8 protein-coding genes are annotated in these 13,125 nt (G+C 70.7%); 6 read left to right on the top strand and 2 right to left on the bottom strand.

The window, feature by feature from the left end; genetic code table 11:
- The first annotated feature begins 603 nt into the window (after positions 1 to 603).
- The 4 genes from ACL02U_RS02665 (at position 604) to ACL02U_RS02650 (ending at position 7,745) form a co-directional block, all read left to right on the top strand.
- Positions 604 to 858 (top strand): DUF6332 family protein, encoded by a 255-nt coding sequence (locus ACL02U_RS02665; protein ID WP_412788933.1) that lies wholly within the window; start codon positions 604 to 606, stop codon positions 856 to 858.
- 371 nt (positions 859 to 1,229) lie between these two features.
- Complete coding sequence (locus ACL02U_RS02660; RefSeq protein ID WP_412788932.1) at positions 1,230 to 1,736, top strand: hypothetical protein; 507 nt, start codon at positions 1,230 to 1,232, stop codon at positions 1,734 to 1,736.
- A gap of 971 nt (positions 1,737 to 2,707) precedes the next feature.
- Complete coding sequence (locus ACL02U_RS02655; RefSeq protein ID WP_412788931.1) at positions 2,708 to 7,180, top strand: ricin-type beta-trefoil lectin domain protein; 4,473 nt, start codon at positions 2,708 to 2,710, stop codon at positions 7,178 to 7,180.
- A gap of 103 nt (positions 7,181 to 7,283) precedes the next feature.
- Positions 7,284 to 7,745 (top strand): hypothetical protein, encoded by a 462-nt coding sequence (locus ACL02U_RS02650; protein WP_412788930.1) that lies wholly within the window; start codon positions 7,284 to 7,286, stop codon positions 7,743 to 7,745.
- Between the two features lie 62 nt (positions 7,746 to 7,807).
- On the opposite strand, the gene ACL02U_RS02645 is transcribed toward ACL02U_RS02650, so the two are convergent.
- Entirely contained in the window at positions 7,808 to 7,933 is a 126-nt protein-coding gene (locus ACL02U_RS02645) for a hypothetical protein (protein WP_412788929.1), read from the bottom strand.
- Between the two features lie 909 nt (positions 7,934 to 8,842).
- Between ACL02U_RS02645 and ACL02U_RS02640 the strand changes: the two genes are divergently transcribed.
- Both ACL02U_RS02640 and ACL02U_RS02635 read left to right on the top strand, forming a co-directional pair.
- Positions 8,843 to 9,337, top strand: a complete 495-nt coding sequence (locus ACL02U_RS02640; RefSeq protein ID WP_412788928.1) for a phosphohydrolase — start codon at positions 8,843 to 8,845, stop codon at positions 9,335 to 9,337.
- A gap of 863 nt (positions 9,338 to 10,200) precedes the next feature.
- Positions 10,201 to 11,664: a dihydrolipoyl dehydrogenase family protein gene (locus tag ACL02U_RS02635; protein WP_412788927.1), complete on the top strand. Its 1,464-nt coding sequence runs from the start codon at positions 10,201 to 10,203 to the stop codon at positions 11,662 to 11,664.
- Positions 11,665 to 11,956: 292 nt separating this feature from the next.
- On the opposite strand, the gene ACL02U_RS02630 is transcribed toward ACL02U_RS02635, so the two are convergent.
- Positions 11,957 to 12,958, bottom strand: a complete 1,002-nt coding sequence (locus ACL02U_RS02630) for a helix-turn-helix domain-containing protein (protein WP_412788926.1) — start codon at positions 12,956 to 12,958, stop codon at positions 11,957 to 11,959.
- Positions 12,959 to 13,125: the final 167 nt, after the last annotated feature.

The raw sequence follows: 13,125 nt of genomic DNA, 5'->3' as shown, positions 1-13,125 counted from the left end.
CGGGCCTTCCAGGCCCCGGCCGTCGCCGACGCTACAGGGCAGGTGCCTCAGGTCGCCCAGGCAACTTGGGTGTGCCGCGGCGCGGCGCAACCCACAGGGGGCACCACGCCGACGTACCGCCGGGGCAGGCGCAGTACGGGACCGGCGCGCAGGGTGCCGTCCTGGACGACATCGTCGACCTCCGGGCAGCTCACCGGCCTTCGGGCGGTGGGACGCCGTCGAACTCAGCGAGGACGACGACCGCTCCGTTTAGCCCGAGGGACTCGGGCACGCGCTGACGGCACTGACGCCCACCTCGGCCGCCGTGTACCAGTGTTCCCAGCCGAACACCCCGCGACGCGAGCACGGCACCCACCCCCTGCACCCCATCCTGTCCCTCCCCCGCCCCGCACCTCGCCCCCGTCCTCTCCGACCGCGACGCCACCACCTCCCCCTCACCGAGGCGGAACGCCTCGGCCTGCTACCCCGCTACGGGCGCCCCCGCGTCCGACCCGCCTGACAGCGGCGGACCACACGGCACCGGCAACGAGCCGTCAGCCACCTCACCCGCAGGATGCCGTCCGGCCCGGCACCGTGCGCCGACCCCGATGTGAGACTTGCAGCATGGACATGGGGCGTGAGTCGCGGTGGGAGAAGGACGCAATGACAGTGGAGATCGTTTTCGCCCTCGTGACCGCCGCCGCGCTGGCCGCGGCGGTCTTCGCCGTCGCTCTGGCTCTCGCGCTGGCCTTCGACATCTCCGGTTCAGTGAGAAAAGACGTGTTGGTCGGAGGTGCACTGCTCGGAGCCATGGCCGGAACGTGGCGTCTGGTACGGGTGCTGCGCCGGTTCGACGCGCAGCGCAGAACGGGCCGCTGACCACGGGGCTGCTCCTTGAGGCCGGCGGCCTGCCGACACGTGGATCGTCGAGCGGCGACTCGGCCGACACCGCTGGACCATCGATAGCACCGCTGCCCGGCTCTCCGGCCGCCGCCGACTCCCCCGCCGCTACGATCGATCGCTAGGTCGAGCCCTCCTCGCCTTCACCGGCGTCGCCTGCAGGCGTGCTCACAACTCCCCGGTGGCAGACCAGCCGAACCGCACTCTCATGCAATGCACCTTCACCGAACCACCAGAAAGCACCTGGGAATCACATGCTCCGTGCTCTGCTCCCGTCCTCTCGCAGGCACCGCCGGGGTGGCACCCCCTTGGCGCTCGTACTGACCGGTCTTCTCCTCAGTGGATGTGCCATGACTGACAGCAGCTCCAGCGCTTCCCCCAGCGGCAAGGTGGGCAGGTCCGAGCAATCAGCGTCCGGAGTTCCCTACGGAGGGACGGCCACGACCGACGAAGTGGTCGCCAAGGTGAAAGAGGTCTCCAGCCATATCTACGACTTCGCCGGCGTTCCCGGCAAAGCCTCCGAGCCCGGCCCCGGTGTCAAGGAGTGCCAGGGCAAAGACACAGATACGTACTTCCACGTCTACCACCCCTGGAACTTCAAGCCTGACGCCAGAGCCGACAACGACATCGCCATGGCGAACCTGAAGGCCAAGCTGAGTACCGGCGGCTGGGTGATCAAAGACTCGTATCGAGACAACAGCTCGAACAAGAACCTGAACCTCATCGCGGACAACGATTCCGGGAGGGTGAGCGTCTGGATCGTCGCCTACAGCAGCCGCACCGTTCCAAGCCTCGGTATCCAGGTCACATCCGGTTGCTACGAGGTACCCAAGGGGGACACCGTCGACCATTTCTGACAGCACGGGAAGATCGGCCGTCTCCCGGCACACGTGAGCCGGCGGCAGCGTCGAACGCTCCAGCACGGTCCGCCCTGCACGGCCGGGGCGGAGGCCACGACTTCCGCCTCGCCCTCGCTCTCGACACCGACGCCCGCACCCTCCGCATCGCGGTCAGCGACGCGCGCGGCGACCGCATCCCGCGCCCTCCACCGCGTCGTCGTCCCGCCCGGACGAGGCGGCCGAATCCGGTCGCGACCCTCCTCCTCGTCGCCGCGCTGGCCGACCGCTGGGGTACGGAGTCGTACCCGCCCGGCGGCAAGACCGTCTGGGCGGCGGTGGACCTCGCCATCCCCGGCCAGTTGCCACCCAGGTGACCGCGGGACCGAACCGGCGACCGGCCAGACAGGGGCCCGATCCGGTGCCGCACCGCCGTCCTCGCCGTCACACCGCGAAGCGCCACCCGCTCGGGCAGCGACGCTCCAGAAACCCGACGGCGCCCTGGCCGTCGGGCACTCGCAGACCCCCTCGGAGATCCACCCACCGCAGCGGAGGGCAGTCGCGACGCTGTGACGTCCATCTCAATGGTGACGAAGTGTGTTCGATGCGCGGGTTCGGTGAGTCAGCGGTGAAACTCCGACTGCTCACAGAAAACGCACAGACACCGCGGTCCACAGCCTCCACGACCGCATGGCGATCGGTGACCATCGGTAACTACCCTTACACAAAAGCCTGTTGCTCCCGCGATCAGGGGTGTGCCTATGGTGCATTCGGCGCCCACCAGGACCCTGACCAGGTCCAGCAGGTCTGGGCGTCGGCCAAGTGGGCGCACCGGGGGAGGCGCCGGGCAACACCTCAGGTTCCCGCTACCTCGCGGGGCCTGTTCGTCATCCCTCCCCGGGGCGCTGCAAATAGCCACCCCCCAGCAGAGAGGGATACGCGTGCTGCGTAAGCCACCGAAACGGGGCAGACAACTCAAGTGGGTAGGGAGGTTGACGGCGCCGGTCGTCTCCCTGACCTCCCTCGCCCTGCTCGCCACCGTCGCCGTCCACCCCGCACCAGGCGCTGCCCGGGCGCCGCACACGGCGACCGTCGCCGACTCCTACGACGGCTACGACATGAAGTCGGCCGCACAACTGCGCCAGGACCAGTGCCTGATGGCCGACGTGCTGCGCACGGGCGGACCGCACATGTTCGCCGTCGCCCAGCAGGCCCTCGGCCAACCTCCCCTGTCACCCGAGGACCTGCACAAGCAGGCGTCGCGGGCGTACCCGGACTCGCCCGTGGCGAAGGCGTTCACCCAGGACGAGAACACGGCGGACGCCTGGCAGAAGAGGATTCAGGACCGCACCTCGGCTTGGAACAGCGCCGTGTCCGGGCTGGAGGACTACCCGGGCAAACCCAGCGGCCAGTGGGACATCTACAAGAACACCGGCCTACTGCCCTGGGTCTGGTCCTCGTACGCGAAGGTTTCCTTCTTCTTCATCGATCCGGCCCCGGCAGCCGACCAGAAGACGGTCGACGCCCTGATCAAGCTCGGCGACAGCCGGTACAGCACCGGCGGCAACGCGGCGGAGCAGGCGGGCTGGAAGCTGTGGCGCAAGTACGCGTCCCAGACACCCCCGCGGCAGGTGTGGGCGGACGACGCCCGCATGTTCCTGGCCTCCGGGGGTTTCCCCGTAAGTGCGCCCGCTGCTGGCACACCCGAGTTCCGTGTCGCCGTCGAGGATCTGAAGTCCCGTTTCGCGGCGTGCGGCTGGCAGAACCTCCCCGACCCCAACCGGGTCCTGGGTGCCGAGTTGAAGACGGCGCACGCCGAGTGGCAGCAGGAGATCGCTGACCAGGCCACCCAGCGCAAGTGGATCTTCACCGCGAACGCGAAGGCCACCAGCGCGCTGTCCACCGGCGCCTATGCACTCGGCGAGACGCTGGGGCAGTCCTGGATCGCCGACTACGCCACCAAGTGGCAGGACTACTGGGGCCCGGGCGGGAAGGGCTGGATCGGTGACTCGCCCGTCGTCGTGCAGTTCCATGCCGCGAAGGGCATGTGCCTGGACGTCGAGGGGGGCAAGAAGACCAGCGGGACCCCGGTGCAGATCCACACCTGCAACGGCACCGCCGCGCAGAAGTGGGTCCTCGGTGAGGACGGCACGGTCCGGGGTTTGGGCTCCGGCATGTGCCTCGACGTGGCCGGCGCCAAGTCCGCGAACGGCACGAAGATCCAGATCCATTCCTGCAACGGGACACCGGCGCAGAAGTGGACGTACTCGACGACGAAGACGACGAGCCTGCGCAACGAGGCCACGGACAAGTGTCTCGACGTCCACAAGTACGACAACGGCTACAACGCCTGGCTGTGGACGTGCAACGGCAGCGGCCCGCAGCAACTCGACGTCGCGCCCACCGGCCACAACGGCACCGACATCCCCTGGTACCCGGGCAAAGCCGAGTTCACCAAGGCCAAGACTGCCGTGGTGAACGCCCGGACGGCGGCCAAGAAGCAGCTCGATGTCGTCAACGCTCAGGTGAAGGCCGCCGACCAGGCCGTCAAGGACACGGGCCTGAACCTGGCCGAGGCATACCGCAAGGCCGACAAGATGGGCGTTCCCCGTGGCCGGGGCCTCATCGCCGGAATGCAGAAGGCCCAGGTCACCAAGGCCTCGGCGGCGGCACTGCACGCCATGGCCAAGGCCGCCGAGACCGCGTACGCGGCCACCAGGGCGTCCGCCGGAGACATGGCCACCGTGATGGACCGTGCCCGAGCCGCCGCCGCGAACGCGAAGGCCCAGTTCCGTCTCGCGGCCGCCAAGGAGGCGGAGGAGCAGGCGAAGGCCGCAATGGACGCGGCCGAGGTGCAGAAGGACAACGCACGCACCACACGGGACACCGCCGGGACGAAGCTCGCCGACGCGACCAAGGCCGAGGCGGACGCGAAGGTCCAGGCCGCCACCGCCCACGCCAAGCGACTGGCCGCCGAGGCGGAGGAGAAGACCGCGAAGGCGGAGAAGGAGACCGCAGCCGCCAAACAAGCCGAGGCCGCCCAGCACCAGAGGAACGCCCAGGCGCAGGCGACGGCGGCGCAGCAGGCGCAGGCGAAGGCCGAACGGGCCGGGGCGACCGCCGCCACCAAGCGTGACGAGGCGGAGAAGGCCCGCGACCACGCGATGACGAAGCGGGACGACGCGTGGGACGCCGAGCAGAAAGCCGCAGCGGCCCGTGCGAAGGCGGACGCCAAGGACGCCTACGCCGACTCGCTGGACGCCTCGGACGCGGCGACCGCGGCGCGGAAGGCAGCCGACGCGGCCGACGCGCAGGCCACCACGGCCGAGGCGGCGGCAAGGAAGGCACGTTCCGAGGCCGATGCCGCGACGAAGGCGGCGGCGGACGCGGACGCGGCGGCCACCCGTGCCGAGGCCGCTGCCAAGCGGGCCCGCGCCGACGCCCACGCCGCCGAGGCCGCCAAGGCTAGAGCCGACGCGGACGTGAAGACCGCCACCTCCGCGGCAGCGGACGCCATCGACGCCGCGCAGTCAGCCGCTTCGTCGGCACGCACCGCGGTCGAGCTGGCCGACGAGGCCTCCCAGCACGCGGACACCTCGCGCCAGAACGCGGACGCGGCCGCGAAGCAGGCAGCAACCGCCGTCTCCGCGGCGGCAGACGCCGCCGGACACGCCTACATCACCGCCCAGGCCGCCAACGACGCCAGCCAGGCGGCCCTGCAGGTGGCGAAGCCGGCCAACGACGCGATCCAGCTCGGCTCTCCCTACGTAACCTCCGACAGCGCCGCCGGGCTGGCCGTACTGTCGGCGCAGGCGTCGAAGACGATCGCCGAACAGCAGCAGGCGGTCGCACAGGCCCACGCGGACAACGCGAAGCAGGCCGCCTCACAGGCCCGGGTTCTCGCCGACACGGCGACCGGGGACGCGAAGGCCGCCTACCAGTGGGCCGCGCAGGCAGCCGGCCACGCGGCGAACGCGCACGCTGCGGCCAAGCAGGCGCTGGGATACGCCGCCGAGGCCGCGGACTACGCCGCAGCCGCGTCGACATCACTGGCCCGCACCATCGGCTACCGCGACGCAGCCGCCCAGGACGCGTCAGCCGCCGACAAGGCCGCCGGACGTGCGGAGGGCTACGCCAATTCCGCTCGCGACAGCGCCGACCAGGCCGCACTCGACGCCGAGGCGGCTCGCGCGGCCGCCTCACGGGCCGAGCAGGCCGCGAAGGACGCCCGCGCCGCAGCCCAGCGCGCCGACCAGGCGGCGACCGAAGCAGAACAGGCCGCCGAGGACGCCGCCAAGTACGCGAAGGAGGCCCAGGAAGCGGCGGAGAACACTGCCAGGAAGGAGGCGAACAAGCAGGTCTCGACCGGGGGCGGAACCGGCGTCGGCGGAGTGTTCTACGTCATCGACGAGGACAAGTCGGAGATCGTCTCCGGCAAGCAGCTCAACGACTGCACACTCACCCTCCAGGGCTGCACCGTCACCTACCAGGTCACCGTCGACCTGGTCGCCGACTTCTACCTGTGCACGGACGGCAGCGCCCTCGCCACCCCCGCAGGCTGCCCGAAGCAGGCGTGGAAGTGGCTCGACCGCAAGCCGGTCACAGCCAAGGACGTCGAGTGGACCCACCACTTCAGCGCCGGCGAGATCACCCGCCTGGGCTGGCAGAACCTCTTCGGCGACACCCTCGGCAGCATCCTGTACGACCTGATCCTGGGCGACGCCGTCAAGTGCTACCACGGCTCCAAGTCGGCATGCGCCTGGAGCGCCGCCATGTTCGCTCCGGTCGGCAAACCGCTCGGGGCTCTCGCCGACGCCGTCAAGGCACTCGACGCCGCCGCCAGGACCGGCACCGGCTTCACCGACGCCTGGAAGGGCCTGCGCGCTCTGAAGGTATCCGACGAGGTCATCGCCGGCATCGGCGCGAAGGCACTCGGAGATCTCGAGGAAGGATGCGCGAAGGGGGCAGTGCGAACCGCCGCCTTCACCGTCACCGCCTATGCCGCAGGCATCGGAGGCGGCGTCACCGTCTGCAGGTGGCTCGTCCTCGGCGGCCCCGGCGCTTGGCAGGTGGTGAAGGAAGGGGGCAAGAAGGCTCCCGCCATCAAGTACGAATACCAGATCACCGGAGTTCCGCAGGATTTCGGATACGTGATTCACGGCACCCCGAACCCCAGGGGTTTCGTCAAGTTCGACGGATACAAGGACGGCACCCTGTTGGACGCCAAGGGGCCCGGGTACGCGAACTTCGTCGAGAACGGAGAATTCGTGAAGAAGCCATGGCTCGATATGCCGTCGGAACTGGTGAACCAGGCGAAACGTCAGCGAGATGCCGTGAAGGCCGGCAAAACCAGCACGCCGATCCGCTGGAACGTCGCCGAGAAGGAAGCGTACGACGCGATGACGAAGCTGTTCGACGACAACGGCGTTGACTGGATCAACCTCGTGTACACACCGGCAACGTAATTCACAGATCCTGGTGGGGCTGGCTTGGTTTCTCCGCCAAGGCCGGCCCCACCGCGACAGCAGCGGATACACTGTCCCGACGCCACGAATCGAGTGATCCACATTGAGTGAAACCTTCCTCTCCGTCATCCCGACCGACCCGGATTGGCAGCCGGATCAGGCCGCAGGTGACGGCTCGGCTGCACTGCTGAACGAGCTGTGCCCGAGGGCGGGCGGAGAGATCGAGGTGCGCTGGCACACTCTGCCCGCCTTCGTGAATTCCGGAGCCGACCTGGAGACCATTTCGTGCCCCCGGTGCGGGAGCCGACTCGATATCCGCGAGTGGTGGATGCCCCAGATGGACGGGGCCTACGACGGCGCCGGTTTCTCGAATCTCGACATTCGCATGCCTTGCTGCGACTTCCACACCACACTGAATGATCTGGTATATGACCGACCGTGCGGGTTCGCCCGCTTCGAGATCAAGATCCTTGATCCTGACAGGGCCGAGTTGAACAGCGACGAACTCAGTGCGATCAGCGACAAGCTCGGCCATGACGTGCGACAGGTGTGGGCTCGCATCTGACGGGAGGGGGGCGGAGGCCTCGGTGCTGCAGCCGTGTCGTTCAGGTGAGGTGTCCTGGTTGATCACGTGACGCCGAGGGTGATCAGTGGACGGTTGGCGTCGCGGGTGTGGTGGCGGAGTCCGGCGGCGATGTTCGTGTGGTCGGCGAGTCGGAGAGCACCGATGACCAGGTTGCGCAGGGATGCCATGGCGCGTGGAGCGGTGCCGGTGCGTACGCGGGAGGCGTCCTCGGCGTACGTGTCCGGGCGGCGGAATCGAGAACCCGCAGGTGGTAGTCGGATCCGAGGTCGTGGAAGCGGGCATCGGGATCGCTGAGCAGGTGTCAGACGATGACGAGCATCGAGCGGGCGACGGACTCGGTCCACTCGCAATTGACGTCATGGCCACGACTGCACCCCCGTGCCCTGACCATCTTCTCAGCATCGTGCTGACCGGCCCCGTGGTCTCCTGCCGGCCGTGCCCGGCTTCTGGGTGGCCGTCGTCCGGCGTCTGGCCTCGACCCGCGTGCAGTGATCGTCCATCCGCGTTCCGGCGGGCACTCCCACCGGAACCCTCGGGTCAGCGGGCCGCGGGGCACGCTCGGAAGCGCCACGTGCTCGGCCTCGACACGCACGCGTCTCCGCACCGGGCGGTCGGGTGGGTCAGATCGGCACTACCCCGGGCCGACTGGTGATCGCCAGCCACCGACCACACCGGACGTCGACGCCATGCGACGGAGCCCGCCCCCTGCACCGTCCGATGGCCCTGCCGGGTGCGAGCCTTGCTGAAGCCGTTCCCCCTGGAGGCTGCCTCGGCCGCCAGCGGCGGCGATGCGACAGCACCGGCTGCCCGCTACGCGGGGGCAAGATCCGGCTCGACCAGGCGTGGGCCGAGCGCCTCAGGGGGGGAAGCGTCAACCGGCGCGTGCGCGTGGACCTCCCACCTGCGGCGAGCCGCCGCGGCCACGCCGGCGTCATCCGCAGGAAGGCCACGCCCACCGGACACCGCAGTCCCGCCCGCGACGCCTTGGACCGGCATCGGCGGACTGATAGACACGCTGTGAGACCAGTGGTTCCATCCGCAGAGAAACGGACGGCAGAAGGGTGACAAGGAACGGCATGGTGACAGTCGCAGAGGTCGACGCCTTCGTGGACCAGGCACACGCGGGACAGGTCGACAAGATCGGTGTGCCCTACGTGGAACATGTCCGCGCCGTCGCCGCCGGGCTCGCCCCGTTCGGCCCCGACCTGGAGATGGCGGGCCTGCTGCACGACGTCCTGGAGGACACGGACTGCACGCCGGGCCGGCTCCGAGCCATGGGCGTCCCGAACCGTGTGGTGGACATCGTCGAAACCGTCACCAACCGGCCCGGCATCTCCTACGCAGACAAGATCCGTCACATCACCGGCAACCGCGGTGCGACCCTCGTCAAGATCGCCGACAACGCCCACAACAGCCGACCCGACCGCGCTGCCCGACTGTCCGACGGGAACCGGGCCCGGCTGGCCGCCAAGTACCGGAGCGCACGGGAGTTCCTCTGGCCCGCCGTCACACGGGAGGAGGTCGAGGAGATCGTCTCGATCGTCAACCCTGCCCTGCTCGAGGAACTCTGAGAACACCCGCCACCGCCCCGTCTCCCGCTCCAGGCCCCCGGCAGCGCGCTCTTCGAGATCGCCGCGATCAGCCACGGAGCCGTCCAGGTCCGCATCGAGCACCAGGTGCGGACTCCCCGCATCCGGTGCCCAGCGTTGCTGCAGACGCGGGCCGTTGGCTCACAGCGTCCTGGCCGGCGGTCATCTGCCGCGAGAACGATCGCCTGAACGAGACACCGGGGCACCGCCAGGGTGTCCACGGATGCGAGGGGGAACGCGGTGGGGCCATGCTGCCCGCATGCACGCCCCCGCTCGCACTCACACGAGGAGCACGTCATGGCGTTCATCACCGCTGGTGGGGAGAGGGCGCTGACAGCGGCCTCCGCCACGAGGATCACCGCGTCGGGCAGACGGCTTCCGTCCGCGGCCATCCGGGTCCGGGGCCGGGTTCACAACCGGTGCGCCGGAGGAGTACGCCCCGCTGTGGCTGGAGGCCCCGGGGCGCGCCGTCGCCCACGTTCGCCGTGGCCGGACCGGCCGGACCGGCCGGACCGGACCGGCCGCGGAGCCCGGCCGCGACACCTCTGCGAGCGTTCCCGGCTCCCGCACGAGCAGGAGGACGGGCCGTCGGAGGCCGCGCGACACGGCTGCCGCCGGCGTCCCCGGCGGGGCAACGGGATTCGGTCGGCGCTTCGATCCGTACCGGATCGAGGAGGTCGCCGGGACCGGGACCGCCTTGTCGGCCCGTCCGGAGCGCTCCCGCCGCAGGGCCGGGTTTCCGGCCTGCGTCGGCATCGGCGTGTTCGACGGGGTCTCCGCGGTACCGGTACTCACCGCGCTCCGCTCATCGCCGTCTCGGCGGCGGGACGACCGGGGAGGTTCTCATGACTGCGGCGGTGGACCCGGATCGCTCGGAGTGGGACGTCGTCGTCCTCGGCGGAGCCGCCGCGGGCGAGAACGCCGCCCAGTACGCGAGCCGGTACTCGGGCCTGTCCTCGGTGCTCGTGGAGGACCACCTGCTCGGTGGCGAGTGCTCGTACTGGGCCTGTATGCCCAGCAAGGCCTTGCTCCGGCCCGTCGAGGTGGTGGACGCGGCGACCCACCTGCCCGGGGTGTCGGCGCGGCTGGATGCCGCCGGGGTACTCGCCCGGCGAGACCTTGTGATCAACGGGCTGGATGACGCCTCCCAGGTGAAGTGGGCGCTGGACACCGGCATCGACGTGGTGCGCGGTTACGGGCGCCTGGCCGGTGAGCGCACGATCGTGGTGACACGACCGGACGGTTCGACCAGGACGCTGACGGCCCGGCACGCCGTCGTCGTCGACACCGGGTCCCGCCCGGCCGTACCGGATGTTCCGGGCCTGCGCGCCGCGCTGCCGTGGACGTCGCGCGATGTGACGACGATGAGCGAGGTGCCGCGCCGGGTCGTCGTCATGGGCGGGGGCGTGGTCGCCTGCGAGGCGGCCACCTGGCTGCACGGGCTGGGTGCCGAGGTGACGGTCGTCCACCGCGGGGAGCGGCTGCTGGCCCGGAACGAGCCGTTCGCGGGGGAGATCGTCGGCGAGGAACTGCGGAAGAGCGGCGTGCGGCTGCTCCCGGGACGCCGTCTGTCCCGGGTCGAGCGGTCCGACGCCCGGGACACGGGCGAGGGCCGGGTGCACGGAGGCGAGGTGAGCGTGACCCTCGACGACGGCACGGTCCTCGTGGCCGACGAGGTGGTCGCGGCCACCGGGCGCACCCCGAACACCGGCGACATCGGCCTGGAGACCGTCGGGGTGTCGCCCGGCGGGTATCTGGACGTCGACGACCAGCAGTGTGTGCGGGGGGCCGGCGGGACGTGGCTGTACGCCATCGGCGACGTGTGCGGACGCGCGCTCCTCACCCACATGGGCAAGTACCAGGCACGTATCGCCGGAGAGGCCATCGCGCTGCGGGCCGGCGGCTCGGCCGACCTGCCGTCCGCGGCGGCCGGACACACCGGGCTGCCGCAGGTCGTCTTCACCACCCCCGAGGTCGGCAGCGCCGGAATGACCGAGCGCCGGGCACGCGGGGCGGGCCTCGACGTCGAGACGGTGGAGTACGACCTCGCCGCGCTCGCCGGAACCTATGTCATGCGCCCGGACTACCGAGGCCGGGCCAAGCTGGTCATCGACCGGGCCGGCGATCTGGTGGTGGGGGCGACGTTCGTCGGCGCCGGAGTCGCCGAACTCGTGCACTCCGCGACCACGGCGATCGTGGGCCGCGTCCCGCTGCCGACGCTGTGGCACGTCGTGCCCAGCTATCCCACGGCCGGCGAGGTCTGGCTGCGTCTTCTGGAGACACTGCGCGCGCAGCGCCGGGCGGAGTAGGCGGTACCCGGACCAGGAGGTCGTGCCCGGGAGCGGCACGGATGCGGGCGCCGCCGCGCCCGGACCGGGCCGCCCCCGGTCGGCGGAGGAGGAGGTCATGGTCATCACCCCGACCGCGGCTCACCGGCGTGCTCGGGCACGCACCGCGAGGCCCCGGTTCGCGGGCGCCGCGCGGACCGGCACGGCACTTCGCGGCGCGGTGAGGTGCGGTGAGGTGCGGTCAAGGGTCTCGGGCCATGCCGATCGTCGACGCGGGACTCCGCACCCCGCGCTCGACGGACACCGGCGCGCCTCAGCCGTCCGTCACGTCGCCCCGCCGATGGCCCCGCATCACCCGGCCCGCCGTGCGGGGGGCGGTGTGTTCGGGAGCGGCCTGCTCGGGGGCGGTGTGTTCGGGAGCGGTGTGTTCGGGAGCGGCGTGCTCGGGGACGGCGTGCTCGGGGACGGCCTGCTCAGGGACGGCCTGCTCGGGGGCGGCCATGCCTGCGAGCAGGCGCAGGCCGTCCTCCGACTCGCTGCCCGGACGCGCGTGGTACGTGACCAGGGTCTGCCCGCCGGTGCCCGGGACCAGCAGCTTCTCGTAGTGCAGTTCGAGTGGGCCGACCAGGGGGTGGTCGAACCGGCTCGTTCCGCTGGTCTTGTGCTTGACGTCCTGCCTCGCCCACAGGGCCCGGAAGCGCTCGCTGCGCAGCGACAGTTCCCCGACGATCTCCACCAGCCGGGGGTCGTCGACCTCCGCACCGGCGACGGAGCGCAGGTACGGGACGATACGGGCGGTCATGTCCTCCCAGTCCGGATGGAGCTCGCGCATCTCCGGTTGCAGGAACGCGGCGAGGATGCCGTTGTGCCCGGGCGCGTTGAACGGCGACAGTGCGACGGCGAGGCCGTTCGCGGCGAGTACGTCCATGTACCTGCCGTGCACGTAGGCCGGGGTCAGCGGCCAGGTGCCGATGAGTGTGCGGATTCCCTCGGCGGCCTTCTCCGGTCTGCGGGCGCGTCTGCGTCTCGGGCTCTGCGGCTCGGCGAGCCGGAGCAGGTACCGGGTGGCGTCCCCGTCCAGCTGCAGCGCGCGGGCGATGCCGTGCAGGACCTGCTCGGAAGGGTGCCGGTCGCGGCCCTGCTCCAGACGGACGTAGTAGTCGGAGCTGACCCCGGCGAGAAACGCGACCTCCTCGCGGCGCAGCCCGGGAACCCGGCGGTTGCCCAGGTCGGGCACGCCTGCGGCAGCGGGCGTGACGAGTTCCCTGCGGGCTCGCAGGTATCTGCCCAGGGTGTTGGCGTCCTCGGTGGCCATGCGTTCAGCGTAGGTGCCCTGTTCCCGGTCCCGGGTGGCCCTGGCGGTCCCAGTCTCGAGGGGGCCTGGCCGGTCCGCGGCCGCTGCCGCACGGTGGGCGGAGCCCATTGCCTTTTGCCTTTCCGACCGAGGGAATCCGGAGTCTTCCATGTCCGAGCCAGTGGAGA

This window comes from Streptomyces sp. MS06, from assembly GCF_047200655.1.
Classification (GTDB): Bacteria; Actinomycetota; Actinomycetes; order Streptomycetales; family Streptomycetaceae; genus Streptomyces.
This window is presented reverse-complemented; position numbering and strand designations above follow the sequence as displayed.

Coding starts and splice junctions, on each gene's coding strand:
- ACL02U_RS02665 (WP_412788933.1), top strand. CDS start 604: ATGGACATGGGGCGTGAGTCGCGGTGGGAGAAGGACGCAATGACAGTG.
- ACL02U_RS02630 (WP_412788926.1), bottom strand. CDS start 12,958: ATGGCCACCGAGGACGCCAACACCCTGGGCAGATACCTGCGAGCCCGC.
- ACL02U_RS02660 (WP_412788932.1), top strand. CDS start 1,230: ATGACTGACAGCAGCTCCAGCGCTTCCCCCAGCGGCAAGGTGGGCAGG.
- ACL02U_RS02640 (WP_412788928.1), top strand. CDS start 8,843: ATGGTGACAGTCGCAGAGGTCGACGCCTTCGTGGACCAGGCACACGCG.
- ACL02U_RS02645 (WP_412788929.1), bottom strand. CDS start 7,933: ATGGCATCCCTGCGCAACCTGGTCATCGGTGCTCTCCGACTCGCCGAC.
- ACL02U_RS02635 (WP_412788927.1), top strand. CDS start 10,201: ATGACTGCGGCGGTGGACCCGGATCGCTCGGAGTGGGACGTCGTCGTC.